This is a genomic window from Nocardia sp. AB354, assembly GCF_049538315.1.
GTDB lineage: Bacteria > Actinomycetota > Actinomycetes > Mycobacteriales > Mycobacteriaceae > Nocardia > Nocardia nova.
This window is the reverse complement of the sequence record NZ_JBMVFU010000002.1, coordinates 465743-484215: the sequence shown is the minus strand read 5'-3', so window position 1 is coordinate 484215 and position 18473 is coordinate 465743. Positions and strand designations below refer to the sequence as shown.

The window sequence follows — 18473 nt, the reverse complement described above, 5'->3', positions numbered from 1 at the left end:
CCGGCCCACCGATTTTCCGCGACGGCGGGATCCTCAGGCCGATTGTTGCCCGTCGGCGCGAAGTTTCAGCAGGACCAGACCGGCCGTGCAGGCCAGAATCAGTCCGGCAACGGTGATTTCGACACGAAGACCCGCGATGCCGAGCACCGCGCCGACCAATCCGCCGAGGAAGATCAACCAGGCCGCGATGCGGGATGTGATCGACCAGGCGCTGCGCCCGGATTCGGCGGCAGCCGAATCACTCTGCGACACCGCGCGCGTGGGGGATGTCGAATAAGCTCCCATCACTACTCCTCGATGACGCCCACCGAGACTGTCGAAACGTCCGTTTCACCCGGTAAATAACACGCGTCTCACATGTAACTTCGCTCACACGGTACGTGCCCGACACCGAATCTCCATGCGACACGTGCCCGCGACACGCTGAACGTAACTACTTCGTTATGTGAAGTATTGGCTTTTCACGTTACCGTCCGGTATTTTGCGGTCCGACCGGCATGCCTGGCCCCGGGTGCGGCTCTCGGTTACTGTGAGTCCACTCGGAAACAGTTTGAGGGAGCACCACATCCATGGACGACAGGGCGAGCACGGGGGATCGCGCCGATGAGGAGACCCCGGGCCGCCTGAACATGAAGGTCGCGGGTCCCGCAATGGCCGCCGGTGCGGTATCGCTGGGTTTGGTGTTGATCGGAGCCTGCGGAATCGGTCACAAGGACGTCTATGTCGCCCCGCCGCCGCTCGCCGCGGATCTGCAGGTGGCCACCACCCCGATCACGCGCAGCGGCACCACCACCGCCCCCGCGGTGATCATTCCGCCCTCTCCCTCCTGGCGTGTCGCGGCGAATACCCCGGCCCGGCGCACCACCTCCGCCACGGCGACCAGCACCACGACCGAGGCCGATCCGAGCTACACCGCGTTCGCACCGCCCGTGCCGACCACCACCACCACGACGACGCAGACTCCACCTCCGGCCACGGAACCGTCCGCCGGCGAACCGTCCGCCGATTCCGACACCACGACGACCACGCGGCCCCATCACACACCGCGCACGGTCGAGGAATCCGCACCGACGGCCGATCCCTATCTCGCGCCGACCACCGAGGACGCCGGCAACTGATCCGCACAACGAAAAGGCTGGCGGCCGCGCGGATTCGCGACGACCGCCACCCTCACCGGTGAACCGGCGTACGGATCAGAGTTCGGCCAGGCCGTAGTCGCCGACCCGGCTGCTCAGCACCCCCAGATGTTCGCGGCGGCCACCGAAGGTCTGGTCCACGGCGGTGAGCCGGGCGACGTAGTGGCTGACCGGATATTCGGTGGTGATACCGATTCCGCCGTGCATCTGCACCGCTTCCTGCCCGATGTGGCGGGCGCCGCGGCCGACCTGGAGGCGGGCCCGCGACAGCGCGATCGGATCGACCGTGCCCTCGGCCAGCGAGGCGGTCGCGTAGAAGCTCATGCTGCGAGCCAGTTCCATCGCGACGTACATGTCGGCGGCGCGCTGGGTCAGGGTCTGGAACTTCGACAGCGTGACCCCGAACTGCTTGCGCGTCTTCAGATATTCGGTGGTCAGACGCAATGCCTCGCCCATCGCGCCGATCGACTCCGCGCACAGGCTCGCCTGGGCGGTCGCGATGGCGGTGGCGACGGCCTCCGTGGCGTCGCCGGCCTCGGCCGCGCCGAGCAGTTCGGCCGGGGCCGAGGCGAATTCGATCTGCGCACCCCGGCGTTCGTCGAACGTGCGGTAGGAGGTGCGGGTCACCCCCTCGGCATCGGCGGCCACCAGGAACAACCGCAGCACGCCGTCGGATCCGAGCGCGGTGACGACCAGCTCGTCGGCGCAATCACCGTGCGACACCCGGCTTTTCACACCGGAGAGGCGGTAGCCGTCGCCGTCTGCGGTGGCCGTGGTCGCCACCGTGAGATCCGGCCAGCGCGAACCGGCCTCCTCGTGCGCGAAGGCCAGCAGCCGGGAACCGCCGGCCACCTCGGGCAGAATCCGCTGCCGCTGCTCGGCGGTGCCGAGGGAAGCGATCAGGCCACCGGGCAGCAGGACCGCGTCCAGCAGCGGTTCCGGGGCGAGGCGGCGGCCGACCTCCTCCATGACGACCATCGTCTCCACGGGGCCCGCGCCGACTCCGCCGTCCTCCTCGCTGAAAGACAGTCCGAGGACACCCAATTCGGCCAGCTGCGACCACACGTCGCGACTCCAGCCGAGTTCGGTGTCGAGTACCTTCAGCCGGCTCTCCGGGTCGTAGGCACGGGCCAGCAGATCACGCACCGTCTCACCCAGCATGACCTGTTCATCGGTCAATTCGAAATCCATGGCAGCGCCTCACAATCCGAGGATGGTGGAGGCGATGATGGTGCGCTGCACCTCGTTCGAGCCTCCGTAGATGCTGGTCTTGCGGTAGTTCAGATAGGTGGGGCCGGTGCGCTGCGCCCAGTCCGGCGCGGCGATGTCGTCGGCGCCGACCGGCACCGCGTCCGGGCCCGCCACATCGAGCATCAGCTCAGTGGCCGCCTGCTGCAATTCGGTACCGCGCAACTTCAGCACCGACGACACCGGATTCGGTTTGCCCTCGGCGGAATTGGCCACCACCCGCAACAGCGTCAGTTCGAGCGCCAGCAGTTCGTTCTCCAGCTCGGCGACACGCGTGGCGAAAACCGGATCCTCCAGCAGGGTGCCGGATCCCGTCGCGATCTGTGCCGCATGCTTTTTCGCGGTGGCGATAACCACCTTGGTGCGGCCCACGCCGGCGATACCCGTGCGCTCGTTGCCGAGCAGGAATTTCGCGTACGTCCAGCCCGCATTCTCCTCACCGACCAGTTGATCGGCGGGCACTCGCACGTTTTCGAAGAAGACCTCGTTGACCTCGTGCCGGCCGTCGATCAATTTGATCGGCCGCACGGTGACACCGGGCGATTTCATATCGAAGAGCAGCATCGAAATACCGGCCTGCTTCTTCGGCGCATTCGGATCGGTGCGCACCAGGCAGAAGATCCAGTCGGCGTACTGAGCCAGCGTGGTCCAGATCTTCTGGCCGTTGACGATGTAGGAATCACCGTCACGCACCGCGGTGGTGCGCAGCGACGCGAGATCGGATCCGGCGTCGGGCTCGGAGAAGCCCTGGCACCACCAGATATCGAGGGCGGCGGTCGGCGGCAGGAAGCGCTGCTTGAGTTCTTCGGAGCCGAATTGCGCGATGACCGGGCCGATCATGTTCGCGTTGAAGGTCAGCGGCTCGGGCACGCAGGCCAGCTGCATCTCGTCTTCCCAGATGTGGCGCTGCATCGAGGTCCAGTCCTGGCCGCCCCACTCCACCGGCCACTTCGGCACCGCGATGTTCTTGGCGTGCAGGAGTTTGTGGGCGGTGACGATGTCCTCGCGGGAGAGTTCCCGGCCGTTTTCGACCTTGTCCCGGATCTCGGCCGGTATCTCGGTCCGAAAGAACGTGCGTAGTTCGTCCCGGAAGGCCACCTCGTCGGGTGACAGGGCAAGTTTCATGGGCATCTCCCACCGTATTTCGTAGGTCCGAATCGAATCTACGCCTCGAATCGAACCGGTCGTCGACGGGATCATAAACGACGAATCGCGCACGATGCCGCGATCCCGAGCGGTCCGGTTCCCCCGCCGGTACGAAGGAACCTTTAGGTTGCGGCGAAATGCCCGTACGCTGCGCAATTCCCCGCGAGTGGAATAAGTTAATGATAATTCGCATGCATTCCGCCGAATTCCCTACGACGGGAAACGCGCCCGCCGGCCGCCGCCGCGCCACCGGGCAGCGGGTCGGTTTGCCGTTTCAGCAAGTTTTCTTGCCGCCACTCCGGACCATTGGTGATCCTGGGAGCAGGCGCCGACAGGGGCGCCCCGAGCGACGAGGAGTCTCATGTCCGCCACATCACCCACCGAGGCCGCGGTGTTCTGGGAGCAGCGGTATCGCGACAACGACCGGGTCTGGAGCGGTAATCCGAATCCGTTGCTGGTGCGCGAGACCGCGGACCTGCGGCCCGGCCGCGCATTGGAACTGGGCTGCGGCGAAGGCGCCGACGCGGTCTGGCTGGCCGGTCAGGGCTGGCAGGTGACCGGCGTGGACATCTCGCAGACCGCGCTGGAACGCGCCGCGGCCCACGCCGAGCAGGCCGGCCTGGGCGATCGCATCTCGTGGCAGCGACACGAACTCGGGCGCAGCTTCCCGGACGGCGGCTACGACCTGATCAACGCCCAGTTCCTGCAGTCACCGGTGGCCCTGGACCAGGACGGCGTGCTCCGCCGCGCGGCCGACGCGGTGGCGCCCGGCGGCACCCTGCTGATCGTCATGCACGCCGGATGGCCCACCTGGATGACGCCCGACGAGTACCCGTTCGAGGCCGTCTTCCCCACCCTCGACGGTGTCCTGCACGCCCTGCACCTCGGCGACGAATGGACCGTTCGCACCTGCGAGCCGGTCGAACGCGCACTGACCTCCCCGGACGGCCGTTCCGGCACCCGGGTCGACAATGTCTGGCGCCTCTCGCGCGCCGCGGCGGCCCGTAACTAACTGCGCGGCTTGCGGCGGTCGTATTTGCGCGGACCTTCGCGGCGCGGGCCGCGGCTCAGGGAGCGATGGGACGGCGCGCCCTGGTCCAGCTGCAACTGGATCAGGACACCGCTGATCCGGGTGCGACGCAACGCATCCAGAGTCTCCGACGACAGATCCGCGGGAAGTTCCACGAGGCTGTGGTCGGGGCGGATGCTGATGTGGCCGAAGTCGCTACGACGCAGACCGCCCTCGTTGGCGATGGCGCCGACGATCGCGCCGGGCACCACCCGGTGCCGTTTGCCGACCGCGATGCGGTAGGTGGCCATCTCCGCGCCGGTGGCCCGGTGGTGCTGCGGCCCGCCCTCCGGGCGGCGCTCGCGATCCTCTCGGGGGGCACGTTCGCGACGCGGCGGGCGGATCGGCTCAGCCTCGGCCTCCATGAAGAAGTTGTCGCCGTCGTGGCCGCCCACCGCCAGGGCGGCGGCGATGTCGGCGAGCGGGATGTTGTGCTCGGCCTCGTAGTCCTCGATCAGCTTGCGGAACAGCGCGAGATTCGACGACGCCAGATTCTCGGTGATCGCGTCGTGGAATTTGACCACGCGCTGAGCGTTCACGTCGTCGACGCTGGGCAGCTGCATCTCGGTCAGCGGCTGGCGGGTGGCGCGCTCGATCGCATCCAGCAGGCGGCGTTCGCGCGGCGCGACGAACAGCAGCGCCTCACCGGTGCGTCCGGCCCGGCCGGTGCGGCCGATGCGATGCACATAGGACTCGGTGTCGTGCGGGATGTCGTAGTTGACCACATGCGAGATGCGGTCGACATCGAGTCCGCGCGCGGCCACATCGGTGGCGACCAGGATGTCGAGGGCGCCGGACTTCAGCTGGCCGATGGTGCGTTCGCGCTGGTTCTGCGCGATGTCGCCGTTGATCGCGGCGGCCGAGTAGCCGCGCGCGCGCAGTTTCTCGGCCAGTTCTTCGGTGGCCTGCTTGGTGCGCACGAAGAGGATCATCGCCTCGAACGGCTCGACCTCGAGAATCCTGGTCAGCGCGTCGAGTTTGCGGTGATGCGATACGTGCACCCAGCGCTGCGAGATGTTGGTGTTGGTCGAGGTCTTGGACTTGACCGTGATCTCGACCGGATCCTTGAGGTACTGCTTGGAGATCTTGCGGATCACCGACGGCATGGTGGCCGAGAACAGCGCCACCTGCTTCTCCGCGGGAGTGTCGCGCAGAATGCGTTCGACGTCCTCCTGAAAACCCATCTTCAGCATCTCGTCGGCCTCGTCGAGCACGAGATACCGCAGCTCGGTGAGGTCGAGGGTGCCACGCTCGAGGTGGTCGATGACCCGGCCCGGCGTGCCGACGACGACCTGCGCGCCGCGGCGCAGACCCTGCAACTGGACCGCGTAGTTCTGACCGCCGTAGATCGGCAGCACGTGGATTCCCGGCAGATGCGACGAGTAACGGCCGAACGCCTCGGCCACCTGGATCGCCAGTTCACGGGTCGGTGCGAGCACCAGCGCCTGCGGCGGCTTCGGCCGCTTCTCCAGGCCCATCAGAATCGGGATGGCGAAGGCCGCCGTCTTACCGGTGCCGGTCTGGGCCAGGCCGACGACATCGGCGCCCGCGAGCAGCGGCGGAATGGTGGCCGCCTGGATCGGGGAGGGGGACTCGTAGCCGACATCGGCGATCGCCGCGAGCAGCCGATCGTCGATGCCGAGATCGGCGAACGACGGCTCGGTCGCGCCGGCCGTGACATCCGCTCCGCTACCGTCGCGAGGCCCGGTGGCGGCGTCCGCGGGCCCTTCGTGGTTGCGCGCGTCTGCGCCTTCGGGCCTGTCGTCCCCGCCGCCGGGCACGCTGTCGACCGATGAGTTGTTCATATTGACCAGCAGTTTAATGCCTTGCGGTGGCCGCCCGGACCATCGGGCCAATACGGTGAGACCTATGCAACCGCAGCCGCCGCCCTCGCGCGCCGTTCCGGAGCCCGCCGAACCCCTGCGGCCCACCGCATCTGCGCCCGCCGAGCCGAATTCTCCGGGCGGCGCCGGAGCGCGCGTGAGTGACGAATCCGACACCGCCGACGCACCCGGAACGACCCGGGCGCACACCGCCGAACCGATCGGCAGCCCTGTCCCGATCGTGATCACCTACTCGACGACCGCGGAGGCGGGGCGGCCCGCGCCCGCGGTGGCCGGTGAACTCGAACCCCGGCCCGCCGCCCGACCGGCGCCCACCCCGGCTCCGGCGCAAGCGGTCGACATCGCGGTCGTCCAGTTCGGGCCCTATACCGACAAGGCCGCCAATCTCGCAGCGCTGCGCGGCCATGTTCGCGCCGCTGCCGAACACGGCGCGAAAGTGGTTGTCGCTCCGGAGTATTCGATGTTCGCCGTGAAGCGGCTGGACGAACGGGTAGTGGCGGCGGCCGAACCGATCACGGGCCCGTGGGCGAGCGAATTGCGCGGGCTCGCCGCGGAATTCGGAGTGCACGTGGTCGCCGGCGTCGTCGAGGCGCCGGGCGGGCAGATCACCGACCGGATCTACAACACGCTGATCGCGGCCGGTCCCGATGCCGAGTTCGCGGCGATCTACCGCAAGGTGCATCTCTACGACGCGTTCGGATTCCGCGAATCGGAGGTGGTCGCCCCCGGCCCGATCGAGGATCCCGCCACCTTCACCGTCGACGGCGTCACCTTCGGTCTGCAGACCTGCTTCGACCTGCGCTTTCCGGAGGGCTGCCGCCGGGTGGCGGCCGCGGGCGCGCAGGTGTTGCTCCTTCCCGCGCAATGGATTCCGGGACCGGGCAAACTCGATCAGTGGACCACGCTGCTCCGCGCTCGCGCGATAGAGAACACGGTCTACGTGGCCGCCGCCGACCACTGCGCCCCGCGCGGTGCGGGCGCGTCGATGATCGTCGACCCTTCCGGCAATCCGCTGGCCGAACTCGGTGATGCCCCCGGCATCGCCACCAGCCGCGTCGACCTCGATCACCTGCGCCAGATCCGCACCACCAACCCCAGCCTGAGCCTGCGCCGATTCACCGTCGAGCCATAGACTGGATGGCACCATGATCTATCCGGATCGTCGGTCGGCCGGTCGCACGCTGGGTGAATCGCTGTCGCACCTGCGGGCGTGGCATCCTCTCGTGCTGGGACTGCCGCGCGGCGGGGTGCCGGTCGCGGCCGCCGTGCGCGAGGTCATCGGCGGAGATCTGGATGTACTGCTCGTCCGGAAACTCGGCGTGCCGTGGCAACCCGAACTGGCGATGGGGGCGATCGGCGAGGACGGGGTCCGGGTTCTCAACGACGACGTGGTGCGGCAGACCGGCGTGCGATCCGAACAGATCGCCGCCGTGGAGGAGGCCGAGCGCGCGGAGTTGTCCCGCCGGCAGCGGATGGTGCGCGCGCAGGTGCCGCGAGTGCCGATTCACGATCGCGCGGTGGTGATCGTCGACGACGGGATGGCCACGGGCGCGACGGTCGCCGCGGCATGCCGCGTGGCGCAATCGCACCGGCCCCGCTGGATCACGGTGGCGGTGCCGGTGTCCTCGATCGAGGCGATGGAGCGGCTGCGCGGCCTGGCCCGGGAGACGGTGTGCCCGCTGATTCCACGTTCCCTCGGCGGGGTCGGCGGAGCCTATCGCGATTTCCATCAACTCGACGACGAGGAAATGCTGGACCTGTTGCGCACCGCGCACCAGCCCGGCCGCTGAGGAATCGCACGGGTATCAATCACTCGGTCTCCGAGTCGATCTCGCGCACCCCTTTCCGATGCCGCTGCGCGAGGTCGGCGTAGTACCCGGGGTTGATCCTGACCCAGTTCTCGGCCTGGGTGCCGGCGAGGGGACGTTTGACCTCGGCCGGCGCTCCCGCCGCCAGGACTCCCTCGGGGATTTCGGTTCCGGGCTGGACCAGCGAGTGCGCGGCGATCATCGAACCGGCGCCGATCGTGGCCATATCGAGCACCGTGCTGCCGTTGCCGACGATCGCCTCGGCTCCGACGCTCGCGCCGTGCAGGACCACGCTGTGCGCGATCGTGGCGCCGGGCCCCACCTCCACGGGCACGTCGGGCGGGGTGTGAATCACGGTGTTGTCCTGCACATTCGCCCGCTCGCGGACGATGATCGGCGCGAGGTCGGCGCGCAGCACGGCGCCGTACCAGACCGAAGCGTTCGCCTCCACGCGCACATCGCCGATCAGGGTGGCGGTCGGCGCGATGAACGCGGTCGGATCCACCTGGGGGCGTTTACCTTCGAATTCGTAGCAGGGCATGCGTTCTCACCATTCGTTGTCGTCGGCGACCACTCGTTCCGCGGCCGCGACCATCGGGCGCAATTGCGCGGCAAAGGTTTCCGCGGTGACGCCGACGATATCGACCTCCGCGCGGGTGCGGACCGCGTAACGGCCGTCGCCGGTGACGTCGATCCAGCACAGCACGCCGAGCGGGCGCATGCTGTCGTCGGCGCGACGCGCGGAGACCACGATCTGACCGATGCCGTCGCGGGGCTGCTTGAGCAACCGCCGCATCCGCGCCGTGGTGGAGGGACCGGCGACCGGCACGGTCACCAGATCGCGACTGTCCTCGCGCACCCGGTCCAGCGGTGCGGCGCGGCGCGGTTCGGCCCCGGCCGGGCATTCCGGCAGCAGCGAGACCACCCGGGCCGCGAGGGTGCCGGAATTCCCGACGAACAGCCGCACGTCGCCGCCGCGATCGGGCGCGCTGCCGTGGCGCTGGGCCGCGACCACGGTGATGTGACCGGCGGCCGCGCCCAGCACCCGGACGGGCCGAGCCTCCCCCGCGCCGTGTTCGCCGAACACCTCGACGCATACGGTGGGCCGGGCGAGCAGTCGCAGCGCCGCCTCCAGATCGGGGTCCACGGTGCGGTCGCACCATTCGGTCAGCTCCGGGAGCTGCGCGGCCCGTTCGGCACTGTCGCGGGCGGACAATCGCACCGCGAGCGGATACGGGATCCGGTCACCGTCGATCCGTTGCCACGCCATCGCGAACTGATCGGGCGTCAGCGTCCATTTCACCGCCGCCGGACCGCCTCGGCACCGGCCGTGACCCCGCGGTCAGTCATCCTCGGACCATTCGCCCAGCACGGGTGGGGTGGTCGGGTCGAGGTGCCCGACCAGTTCGCCGCCCGGCTCGGCCGGTTCGAGGAAGGTCGGCTCGTCGTCGAATTCGGAGTAGTAGTCCTCGTCCTCGTCCTCGTCGACACGGCGGATCGGCTTCGCCGCCACCGGGGTCGACGGCCCCTGTCGCACGGCATCGCCCGCGGCGAACGCGCCCCCGGCCAGGCCGCCCACGATGCCCGCGCCCATGCCGGACATCGAGTCGGCGCCGGGGTTGCGGTCCTGGTCGTGGTCGTCGCGCTTGGTCGAATCGGAATTCTGCGCCGTCGACGCCGGGCCGGTGGCCGCCCCGGCGGGACCCACGGCGGCCGCGGGGACCACACCGGGAGCGAGCGGTGCCCCGGCCACGGGCTGCGCGGCAACGGACGGTTTCGACTGCGCGACACCATGATTCGTGGTCGCTACCACCGGCACCTCGGAGACCGCGGCGGCGGGAAGCGTGGTGTTCACCGGAGTCGTGATCGGTGTCGCGGGCTCTACGAGCGTCGGTGCGACCGCGGCGGGCGCCACGGCCGCGGGCCGATCGGCGGCCGGCTGGTCACCGCCGGGCCGGTCGCCGTCGGGCCGGTCGCCGCCCGGTTCGCTCGGCCGATCCGCCGGAGCCGCTTCCGGCCCCTGTGGTCCGTCCACGGTCGGCGTCACCCGAGAGCCCGTCACCCGGCCGACCAGATCCGCACTGCCGCCACCCGGTGCGGTCGCCTCGTCACCCGGTGGCACGACAGCGGGATTCGGGTACATGCCGCCGTCGGGAAACGCCGGCACGCTGTCGCCGGTGCGCAGGAAGACACCGGCATAGACCGAATCCATCACCCGCACGGCGTCCTGCCGCACGTTCTCGGCGCTCTTCTGCACGACGACGTTGGCGGCCGCCTGTTTCGGATCCAGCAGTGCCGCTTCCAGATCCGGATGTGCGGTCACCTGTTGCGATACCGAGGCGCGCAATGTCTCGGCTGCGTCGTTGGCCTGCGCGAGTCGTTGTCCGACAACCGCCATCACATCGGACAGCTGCTGGCCCAGCCGTTCGAAGGCGGTCACCGCGTCGGCGGCCAGTTGCGCGGCACCACCGCGCCAGCCGTCGGCGATGGCGCCGCGGATTTCGGTATGCGCGGACTGGACGGCATCGGCCATCCCGGCCGCCGAACTCTGCCAGGCCTGGCGGCCGGCGGTGAGGATCTCGGGATTCAATTCCTGGACCCCACACTGGATTTCGCGATGGGTGAGGTTGTCGAACACCTCGACCGTCGGGGCGTAATCCGGGTCGGTATGCCCCTGCGCCGGCGGTGTTCCGTTGCCGCTGACCCTATGCATGTCCGACCCCCACCGGCTGCGACGGCTGTACCACGACCGCGGGTGGTGCGGTCTTCCCGATCGCCGCGGCGGCATCGGCATCGTGCTGGGCATAGGCGGCCGCGGCGGCACGCAGCGTCTGCGCCAATTGCCGTGCGGCATCGGCATATTCGCGTAACCGATCGACCGCGTCGGCGGCCTTGCTCTCGAAACCGCGGCGCAGCGACTGCCCCGACTCGAAGCCGCCGAATCCGGGCAGCGACGCGGCCGCGCCGAGGGTGCGGATCTGCTGCTCGACCTGCTCGGCCAGTGCCTCGTATCGGCGCGCGCAGCGTTCGTGGGTGCCGTCGCCCACCAGTACGCCGTCGATCCACAGCTCTCCGTCGTCGACCGCCTGGGCCAGCGCACCGACATCGTTGCGCAGATCCCCGGCCTCTTGTGACTGCATCGCGGTCCCCCTTTTCTCAACCCACTTCCGCGGCGCGGTAACGACGGTCCGCGACCTCGCGAATCCACTCCGCGATATCGGCGGTGACTGCCGCGTGCACCGGCTCGTGCAGCAAATCGTGCCCGGCATCGGTGTACTCGTGCAACCCCACCGACCGGTGCCGGGCCGACCACTCGCGCGCGGAGTCGATCGGTGCGCGACGGTCGTCCACACCGTGCAGCGCCAGGATCGGTAGTCCGGGCGGCAGGGCGGCGGGCGATTCGGCGGCCCGTTTCGGGGTGCCGGTCAGCACCATGCCCGCGCACCCGGCCATCTCCGGCAGCGACATCGACGCGAGACAGGTCGCCGCGCCCAGCGAGTGGCCCGCCAGGAACAGCGGCGGATCGGGCTGCTCGCCGCGCATCGCCCGTACCAGCGCGGCGGTGTCGGCCGCCAGTTCGGGGAGCGTTCCCGGCGCCTCCGGGTCGCCTTCGCTCAGCCCCTGACCCGCGGTGTCCAGACACCAGACCTCGATCTCGCGCGCACCCAGGGCACGACCGAACCGATGGTAATGCCCGCTGTGCTGGCCCGTTCCGGGCAGGAACGCCACCACCGCCACCGGCCGCTCCACCGGCCACCGCCGATAGTGCAGTCGACCGCGGGCACCCTGGAAGTACGGCATCACCCCATTGTCACGGGCGGGTCGCCGGTGAGCGGGCCCGGCCCGGCGAAGTGAGACCGATATCCGACACGCCCCCCTCACGCCACGCCGTACGACCTCGAAAGATTACGCTGTTGCGCGACTCGGCACGCGAGCGGTGCGTCGGCCGCGTGCGGGTGTCCGGACTCAGGAGGGCCGCGATTGATTCTGTTCGGTGATCGTGTCGTGTGCAGCACCGATGACCTGGTGAGGGCAGCGCGCTGCGAATTCGCGCTGCTGCGCGCGCTCGATACCGAACTGGGCCTTGTCGTTTCGCCGAATCCGACCGATCCGGTGAGCTTTCCGCTGGGTTCGGACACACTGTCGGACGACGTGTTCGACGATGTGTACGCGGCTCTCGGCGCGGCCGTGATCGGCATCGATTCGCCGGCCGCCACGGCCACGGAATTGCGCCGCGCACACGAGCAGACCGTCGCCGCACTCGGCACCGACGCGCCGGCGATATTCGGGGCCACCTTCTTCGACGGATCCTTCGCGGCCGGATGCGCCGTCCTCGTCCGCCGCGACGACCTCACGCCGGTTCGGCCCCGGCGATCGGCGGCCGCGGCACTGCCCGACGTCGGCGCGACCGGCGAATCCGCGACAGCGGCCGCCGACGCCCCGGACCGCGACGCCGCGCCTACTCCGCATTCCTCCTTCATCCTGTACGTCCGTTCGATGTCGTCCGATGTCGCGGCGCTCATGGAGGCCGCGGCGTGTGCGCGCATGGTGCGCGCCAACGGATTCGACGTCGATCCGTGGGTCCGGATCCGGGATGCCGCGGGCGCGGAACGGATCTACGAGCTCGGTCCGGCCGAAACCGTGTACGCGGCGCGACGGATTCGGCTCGCCACGATCCTCGCCGCCAAACAGGACGAACTGCTGCCCGTGCAGTGGGGAGACCGCCGCTACCTCGCCTGCGGGCAATGCGCGAGCTGCACCGCCGAACTGGTGGCCGGGCGTGATCTGCTGCTGGTGGCCGGGATGCGACCGTCGGTGCGTGCGCAGCTGCGCGATGCCGGCATCACCACGGTCGATCGCCTCGCCGCCGCGGATTCGTCGGTGACCGGCGTTGCGGTACAGACGTTTTCGACGCTGCGGCGGCAGGCCGAGCTGCAGTTGCGCCGCGAGCGTTCCGGGCGCCCGGCCTATGCGGTCACCGATGCGGCCGCGTTCGGCGAGCTGGCCCGGCCCGACACCGGCGACGTCTTCGTCTCGGTCGCCGGATCGGCCGTCGGCGTCGGGGTCGCCGCGCGCGGTGCGGACGGTGGCGAGGGCGTGTTCCTGTTCCACGCCTTCACCACGTACGATCCGGTGGCGCTGCTGGAATTTCTGGCCGACCGCCAGCAGCACCATCCCGACCTGCGGATCTACCACTTCTGTTCGCCGATCCGGACGCTGCTTGCCGACCTGTGCGCACGCTGCGGCGCCGACGAGGAGACCGCCGACGAGCTGCTCGGCGCGCTGCTGGACCTGTATCCGATCGTGCGTTCCGCGCTGCTGATCGGCGCCCGGTCCTATGATCTGCCGGAAGTACTCGGCCTGCTCGACCCCGAGGCGGAACCGGTTCGCGCCGATCTCGAATCCTCCTGTGCGGCAACGCTGCGGCTGCGCGAGCGACTGTGCGAACTCGCCGCCGAGCACGACATCCAGCCCTGCCCGGTCCCCCGCCGCACCCTCGCCGAACAACCGGCCGCGGTGGAGGCGGCGCTGCGCGAATTCGCCTTCGACTACGACGACACTCGCAGTGCCGGACAGCAAGCCGCCGCGATGATGGCCGCGGTCCTGGGTTATCACCGGCGCGAGCGTCAGCCGCTGCACTGGGCGCACGAGGACCGCCTGCATCGGCCGATCGGTGAATGGGCCGATACCCCGGGGGTTCTCGTCGCGGACTGGGCCAGCGTCGACACGAAATGGCAGCACACCGACGACCGGCCGATGCGGCGCTACCTGAAGCTGACCGGCAGGCTCGGCACCGGACGTCCGCCGCCTCCGGGCACCGCGGTACGCACGCTCTACGATTCGCCCGTCCCCGACCTGCCGGCCACCCCCGGCCGGCGCGCCACCGCGGCGGCGACGGTCCTCGGCTTCGCCCTCGACGACAACTTCGACGATGTGGTGCGGGTGGAGGAGCTGCTACCGCCGGGATGCGCACCCTACGACGAACTGCCGGTCGCCATCGTGCCCGATCCGCCGGGCCGCGACGACAATCTGGAACAGGCGCTGAACGCCGTGGCGCACGATCTGCTGGTCAGCCTGCCGGACGTCCCGCTGACGGCGGCCTTCGATCTGCTGTGCCGGCGGCGGCCCCGGCTGCACGGCGCGACCGCGCTGCCGCAGGTCTTCGGCGACTACGCGGCCGCGATCACCGCGGCGGTGCTGGATCTCGACCACTCGTATCTCGCGGTGCAGGGGCCCTCGGGCACCGGCAAACTCGACACCGCGGCGCGGGTGATCGAGCGGCTGGTGACCCGCTACAAGTGGCGCGTCGGGGTGGTGGCGCAAACACATTCGGCCGCCGAGGTGCTGCTCGACGCCGTGGTCCGCGTGGGCGTACTGCCCGAACTGGTCGCCAAATCGGATGTGCACACCGTGGCTCCGGAATGGCTGGGAATCGCCGGCGACCGCTATCCGCGCTTCCTCGACAACGCGGTGAACGGTTGTGTGATCGGCGGACTGACCGGCGATTTCACCGATCCTGACCAGGTGGCGCCGCAGAGTCTGGACCTCCTGGTGATCGCCGACGCCGGGTATTTCCCGCTGGCGCAGGCGATCGCGGTCGGCGCGTCGGCGCGCAATCTGCTGCTGATCGGCGATCCCGCTCCGCTGCCGGGTACCGGCCTGCATCCCGAGCGCGTCCACGAATCGGCCCTGGGTCGCATCGTCGGCGACAACCCCACGGTGCCCACGGCTTTCGGCTATTTCCTGGAGCGCACCTGGCGGATGCATCCCCAGGTGTGCGGGCCGGTGTCGTCGCTGCGCTACGGCCGCCGGCTGCGCTCCAACGAGACGGTCACCCTCGCCCGCGAACTCGAGGGCGTCGCGCCGGGTGTGCGCGCGGTGCCGGTCGAACATCACGGCAACAGCACCGAATCCGCGGAGGAGGCCCGCGAGATCGTCCGTCAGGTCCGGTCCCTGCTGGGCCGCACCTGGCGCCAGGGCGTACTCACGCGGCGGCTGCATCCGCACGACATTCTGGTGGTCACGCCCTATCACGCGCAGGTGGCACGCATTCGAATGCTGTTGTCGCGGGCCCGGATCGAGGACGTGGTGGTCGGCACCGCCGATCGCTTCCGCGGCCGGGAGGCGGCGGTCGTGCTGATCTCGATGACAACCTCGGCCCCCGCCGACGCACCGCACGGAATGGACGATCTGCTCTCGCGGCATTGGCTGACCACCGCTGTCTCCCGGGCGATGTGGTCGGCGATCGTCGTGGCGTCGCCGCTGCTCACCGACTATCTGCCCGAAACCCCCGAACAGCTGCCCGATCTGGCCGCCTACCTCGAACTGACCGGGCGCGGCTAGCCGAAGTTGCGGCCCTCGCCCCGATACGTCGGCACCGTGGTGCGCCGGTCGTCGGCATCTACGATGTGGATGGCGTCGAAGCGTTCACAGAGCTCACCGGCCTTGGCGTGGCGCATCCACACTCGATCCCCGACGGCCAGGTCCGCTGCGCCCGTGAACGGCGTCTGCACCTCGCCCGCACCCTCGGTGCCGATCAACCGTAACCCCTTGGGCCACACCGGCTTCGGCACTCGTGAGGCACCGGCCGGACCGGAGGCGATATAGCCGCCGGCGAAGACGGTGGCGATCTCGGCGGCCGGGCGGCGCAGCACCGGCAGCGCGAAATACAGCGCGGGACGAGGCGTGAACGCGCGATATCCGTCGAACAGCGTAGGCACATAGAGACCGGATCCGGCCGTCACCTCGGTGACCTCGGGTGCCGCCACACTCACCTCGATGGACCCGCTGCCGCCGCTGTTGACGATCTCGAGCTCACCGGCCACCGAACGCACGGCGTCGAGCACATGCGTACGGCGAGTGCCGATTTCGGCCGCGGAGAGCCGTTTGACCAGTCGCACCGCGGGATTGGTGTCGGGCAGGCCGGCGATCTGGGCCTCGTAGGTCATCACACCCGCCACCCGGAAGCCGCGCTCGCGAGCGACCCGGGCCAGCCGCTCGGCCTGCTCCGGAGTCCGGATCGGCGATCGGCGCACTCCCAGGTGCAGCGGGCCGATCCGCAACGAGGCGTCGACGTCCAGGCACACCCGCGGGCTGATTCCGGCGCCACCGACCGCGGCGCGGATCAGATCCAGCTGGGCGACGTCGTCGACCATCAGCGTGATCGAGTCGAGCAGGGTGGCGTCGGCGGCCAATTCGGCCAGCGCGGCGCGATCGACGCTCGGATAGCCGAGCAGAATGTCGCGTGCCCCGTGTCCGGCCAGCCACAGTGCCTCACGCAACGAATAGGACATGATGCCGGCGAATCCGCCGTGGCCGGTGAGCTGCGATCCGAGCACTTCCTCGAGGACCGCGCGGCAGCGCACCGATTTGCTGGCCACCCGGATCGGCACGCCGCGGGCCCGGCGCACCAGGTCTGCGGCGTTGGCGCGCAGCGCGCTCAGGTCCAGCGCGGCCAGGGGCGGATCGAGGTCCGCGGTGGCGGCGTGCAGGTCGGCGATGGGCGACGCGTCTGTCACCACATCAGCCAATCACGAAACTGGTCAAACGTCCAGGAGAACCCGGCGCGTCGTTACCGATCGACCGCCTTGGTGATCAGCGTGGCGACCAGATCGTCCAGCACCACGAGTGTGGTCTCGTCGTCACCGTCGGCGAGCCAGCGCAGCACGGCGCCCTGGATCACGGCCAGCACATACGCCGATATCGCCGCCACCGGCTCGATCCACTGGGTATCGGAACGCTCGGCACACGCGTACAGCGCCGCACCGACCTCGGCGTCCAGGTCACGCAGCCACTCCGTCGCCGAGAGACCGGGACAGTCGGCCTCGCCCTCCCAGCGGCGGCGTAAGGAACTGATCGTGAGGTCCAGCGTGTGCACCTGCCGTTGCGGGGTGGCCCGGATGGCCGACCACATCGCACTCACGCCGGCATGCAGAACCACCCGCAACGCGCGCGTGCCCGTGCAGTCGCAGGCGGCCGACGCGGCGTCGATGGCCTCCTGCACGATCGGCCGCGGCCGGACCCGAATCATCTCTCCACTAGCGCTCAACGACGACTCCCTCGGCGAAAGAACTCGCGCACCTCGCCTGCGCGGCTCGCTCAACGGGCATCAGATCCGCGGTGATCTCTTCCGAGGTCTACCCCGGGCGGCCCGTTCAACATCCGTCAATGTTAGAGGGTTTTCGGGGATCGTGACCAGGTTCGATGGGTCATTCCGTACTGAAAGATTGTTTTGTTACCACCCCGACACATCCCGCGGTGGGGTTCGGCGGTGGATCCGCCACGGTCAGGGCGGCTGCCGCGCAGGCGCAAACGCTCAGAACTCTACGGCCTCGGGCCGGGAATCGTTATATCGATGTGGGCGAGCACACAGCTGAGCGATCGCCGCCCACCGTATCGAACCCGCCGATAACCTGGAGTCGTGACAACGGTGCGCCCCGATCATCTCCACATTCCCGGCACCTTCAACTACCGCGACGTCGGCGGCCTGCGCACGGCGAGCGGGACCAAGATTCGCAGCGGAGTTCTGCTCCGGTCGGCTCAGCTGTGCCGGCTGGACGAACGCGGGCACGACATCCTGCGCCGGCTCGGCGTCGCCACCGTGCACGATCTGCGCGGGCCCGGCGAGGCCGACCGGATGGGCGTCGACGTCCTTCCCGACGGCGTGCGGCTGGAGGTGACACCGTTCCACTCCGGGGTCGGCGCCGCCCGGGCCCCGCACGAGGCTCCGGAGGCGACGGCGCTGCCGCCGCACGAGGCCGCCGCGCGCGACGACGCCCCGACGACCGGCCGCCACCTCGACCTGCTCGAGGTCTACGCGGAATTCCCCTCGATGCCGGAGGCGGGCATCGCGATCACCGCCATGGCCCGGTCGCTGGCCCGCGGCGACGGCGCGGTGCTGGTGCACTGCGCGGCCGGTAAGGACCGCACCGGCTGGGCGGTCGCCACCCTGCTGCGGGCCGTCGGCGTCACCGAGGACGACGTCCTGGCCGACTATCTGCTCAGCAACGAGGCCGTCGAATCGCTGGCCGCCGACGTGGCGCGCAATTCCGGCGAGTCGCTGCCGCCCGCCCTGCTGGGCGTGAGCATCGAATACCTCGCCGCCGGCACCGAGGCCATGCACCGCCACTACGGCACCCTCGACGGCTATCTCGAGGCCATCGGCATCACACCGCAACTGCGGGCCGCCCTGCACACCCGCATGCTGGAGTGATCCGGTCCT

At 69.6% G+C, this 18473-nt stretch carries 17 protein-coding genes; 6 read left to right on the top strand and 11 right to left on the bottom strand.

The features are described from left to right. Positions 1-33: 33 nt before the first annotated feature. On the bottom strand, positions 34-285 hold the full coding sequence (locus ACPCUW_RS04780) for a hypothetical protein (protein ID WP_146097564.1): 252 nt from the start codon (positions 283-285) through the stop codon (positions 34-36). A 284-nt stretch (positions 286-569) separates the two neighbouring features. Between ACPCUW_RS04780 and ACPCUW_RS04775 the strand changes: the two genes are divergently transcribed. Continuing rightward, the gene (locus tag ACPCUW_RS04775) at positions 570-1118 is read left to right on the top strand and encodes a hypothetical protein (protein ID WP_423423771.1); all 549 of its coding nucleotides are present in this window, start codon (positions 570-572) and stop codon (positions 1116-1118) included. Positions 1119-1193: 75 nt separating this feature from the next. On the opposite strand, the gene ACPCUW_RS04770 is transcribed toward ACPCUW_RS04775, so the two are convergent. Together ACPCUW_RS04770 and ACPCUW_RS04765 are read right to left on the bottom strand one after the other, a co-directional pair. Beyond that, on the bottom strand, positions 1194-2327 hold the full coding sequence (locus ACPCUW_RS04770; RefSeq protein WP_030514966.1) for an acyl-CoA dehydrogenase family protein: 1134 nt from the start codon (positions 2325-2327) through the stop codon (positions 1194-1196). A 9-nt stretch (positions 2328-2336) separates the two neighbouring features. Continuing rightward, positions 2337-3509: an acyl-CoA dehydrogenase family protein gene (locus ACPCUW_RS04765; protein ID WP_423423770.1), complete on the bottom strand. Its 1173-nt coding sequence runs from the start codon at positions 3507-3509 to the stop codon at positions 2337-2339. 382 nt (positions 3510-3891) lie between these two features. On the opposite strand from ACPCUW_RS04765, the gene ACPCUW_RS04760 reads away from it, so the two are divergent. Further along, complete coding sequence (locus ACPCUW_RS04760) at positions 3892-4542, top strand: class I SAM-dependent methyltransferase (protein ID WP_423423769.1); 651 nt, start codon at positions 3892-3894, stop codon at positions 4540-4542. Here ACPCUW_RS04760 and ACPCUW_RS04755 read toward each other — a convergent pair. Next, a complete protein-coding gene (locus tag ACPCUW_RS04755; RefSeq protein WP_423423768.1) occupies positions 4539-6404 on the bottom strand; it encodes a DEAD/DEAH box helicase in 1866 nt (621 codons plus the stop codon). The two genes, ACPCUW_RS04760 and ACPCUW_RS04755, sit on opposite strands and share 4 nt — an antisense overlap. A 379-nt stretch (positions 6405-6783) precedes the next feature. On the opposite strand from ACPCUW_RS04755, the gene ACPCUW_RS04750 reads away from it, so the two are divergent. After that, complete coding sequence (locus tag ACPCUW_RS04750) at positions 6784-7575, top strand: carbon-nitrogen hydrolase family protein (protein ID WP_064909714.1); 792 nt, start codon at positions 6784-6786, stop codon at positions 7573-7575. A gap of 13 nt (positions 7576-7588) precedes the next feature. Further along, positions 7589-8233: a phosphoribosyltransferase gene (locus ACPCUW_RS04745; RefSeq protein WP_104392640.1), complete on the top strand. Its 645-nt coding sequence runs from the start codon at positions 7589-7591 to the stop codon at positions 8231-8233. A gap of 19 nt (positions 8234-8252) precedes the next feature. On the opposite strand, the gene ACPCUW_RS04740 is transcribed toward ACPCUW_RS04745, so the two are convergent. From ACPCUW_RS04740 to ACPCUW_RS04720, 5 genes are read right to left on the bottom strand one after another with little or no spacing between them, the layout of a single operon-like run. Then, positions 8253-8792 (bottom strand): gamma carbonic anhydrase family protein, encoded by a 540-nt coding sequence (locus ACPCUW_RS04740; RefSeq protein WP_063016926.1) that lies wholly within the window; start codon positions 8790-8792, stop codon positions 8253-8255. Between the two features lie 6 nt (positions 8793-8798). Continuing rightward, complete coding sequence (locus ACPCUW_RS04735; protein ID WP_423423767.1) at positions 8799-9554, bottom strand: ESX secretion-associated protein EspG; 756 nt, start codon at positions 9552-9554, stop codon at positions 8799-8801. Between the two features lie 39 nt (positions 9555-9593). Further along, positions 9594-10964 carry a WXG100 family type VII secretion target gene (locus ACPCUW_RS04730; RefSeq protein ID WP_423423766.1) on the bottom strand — a complete coding sequence of 457 codons (1371 nt, stop codon included), beginning with the start codon at positions 10962-10964 and terminating at the stop codon, positions 9594-9596. Continuing rightward, positions 10957-11391, bottom strand: a complete 435-nt coding sequence (locus tag ACPCUW_RS04725; RefSeq protein WP_423423765.1) for a hypothetical protein — start codon at positions 11389-11391, stop codon at positions 10957-10959. Before ACPCUW_RS04725 ends, ACPCUW_RS04730 begins: the two co-directional genes overlap by 8 nt. Before the next feature lie 16 nt (positions 11392-11407). Continuing rightward, a complete protein-coding gene (locus ACPCUW_RS04720) occupies positions 11408-12052 on the bottom strand; it encodes an alpha/beta hydrolase (protein WP_423423764.1) in 645 nt (214 codons plus the stop codon). 204 nt (positions 12053-12256) lie between these two features. Here ACPCUW_RS04720 and ACPCUW_RS04715 point away from each other — a divergent pair, with 204 nt between their 5' ends. Continuing rightward, positions 12257-15595 carry an AAA domain-containing protein gene (locus ACPCUW_RS04715; RefSeq protein WP_423423763.1) on the top strand — a complete coding sequence of 1113 codons (3339 nt, stop codon included), beginning with the start codon at positions 12257-12259 and terminating at the stop codon, positions 15593-15595. On the opposite strand, the gene ACPCUW_RS04710 is transcribed toward ACPCUW_RS04715, so the two are convergent. Continuing rightward, positions 15592-16770: an alanine racemase gene (locus tag ACPCUW_RS04710; RefSeq protein WP_423423762.1), complete on the bottom strand. Its 1179-nt coding sequence runs from the start codon at positions 16768-16770 to the stop codon at positions 15592-15594. The genes ACPCUW_RS04715 and ACPCUW_RS04710 overlap by 4 nt on opposite strands. 53 nt (positions 16771-16823) lie before the next feature. Continuing rightward, positions 16824-17300, bottom strand: a complete 477-nt coding sequence (locus ACPCUW_RS04705; RefSeq protein ID WP_227462692.1) for a TetR family transcriptional regulator — start codon at positions 17298-17300, stop codon at positions 16824-16826. Positions 17301-17672: 372 nt separating this feature from the next. Between ACPCUW_RS04705 and ACPCUW_RS04700 the strand changes: the two genes are divergently transcribed. After that, positions 17673-18464: a tyrosine-protein phosphatase gene (locus ACPCUW_RS04700; protein ID WP_423423761.1), complete on the top strand. Its 792-nt coding sequence runs from the start codon at positions 17673-17675 to the stop codon at positions 18462-18464. The last annotated feature ends 9 nt before the right edge of the window (positions 18465-18473 follow it).

Bases quoted from the DNA above. Each gene is read 5' to 3' on its own strand.
- ACPCUW_RS04780 (WP_146097564.1), bottom strand. From the start codon at position 285: ATGGGAGCTTATTCGACATCCCCCACGCGCGCGGTGTCGCAGAGTGAT.
- ACPCUW_RS04775 (WP_423423771.1), top strand. From the start codon at position 570: ATGGACGACAGGGCGAGCACGGGGGATCGCGCCGATGAGGAGACCCCG.
- ACPCUW_RS04770 (WP_030514966.1), bottom strand. From the start codon at position 2,327: ATGGATTTCGAATTGACCGATGAACAGGTCATGCTGGGTGAGACGGTG.
- ACPCUW_RS04765 (WP_423423770.1), bottom strand. From the start codon at position 3,509: ATGAAACTTGCCCTGTCACCCGACGAGGTGGCCTTCCGGGACGAACTA.
- ACPCUW_RS04760 (WP_423423769.1), top strand. From the start codon at position 3,892: ATGTCCGCCACATCACCCACCGAGGCCGCGGTGTTCTGGGAGCAGCGG.
- ACPCUW_RS04755 (WP_423423768.1), bottom strand. From the start codon at position 6,404: ATGAACAACTCATCGGTCGACAGCGTGCCCGGCGGCGGGGACGACAGG.
- ACPCUW_RS04745 (WP_104392640.1), top strand. From the start codon at position 7,589: ATGATCTATCCGGATCGTCGGTCGGCCGGTCGCACGCTGGGTGAATCG.
- ACPCUW_RS04740 (WP_063016926.1), bottom strand. From the start codon at position 8,792: ATGCCCTGCTACGAATTCGAAGGTAAACGCCCCCAGGTGGATCCGACC.
- ACPCUW_RS04730 (WP_423423766.1), bottom strand. From the start codon at position 10,964: ATGCATAGGGTCAGCGGCAACGGAACACCGCCGGCGCAGGGGCATACC.
- ACPCUW_RS04725 (WP_423423765.1), bottom strand. From the start codon at position 11,391: ATGCAGTCACAAGAGGCCGGGGATCTGCGCAACGATGTCGGTGCGCTG.
- ACPCUW_RS04720 (WP_423423764.1), bottom strand. From the start codon at position 12,052: ATGCCGTACTTCCAGGGTGCCCGCGGTCGACTGCACTATCGGCGGTGG.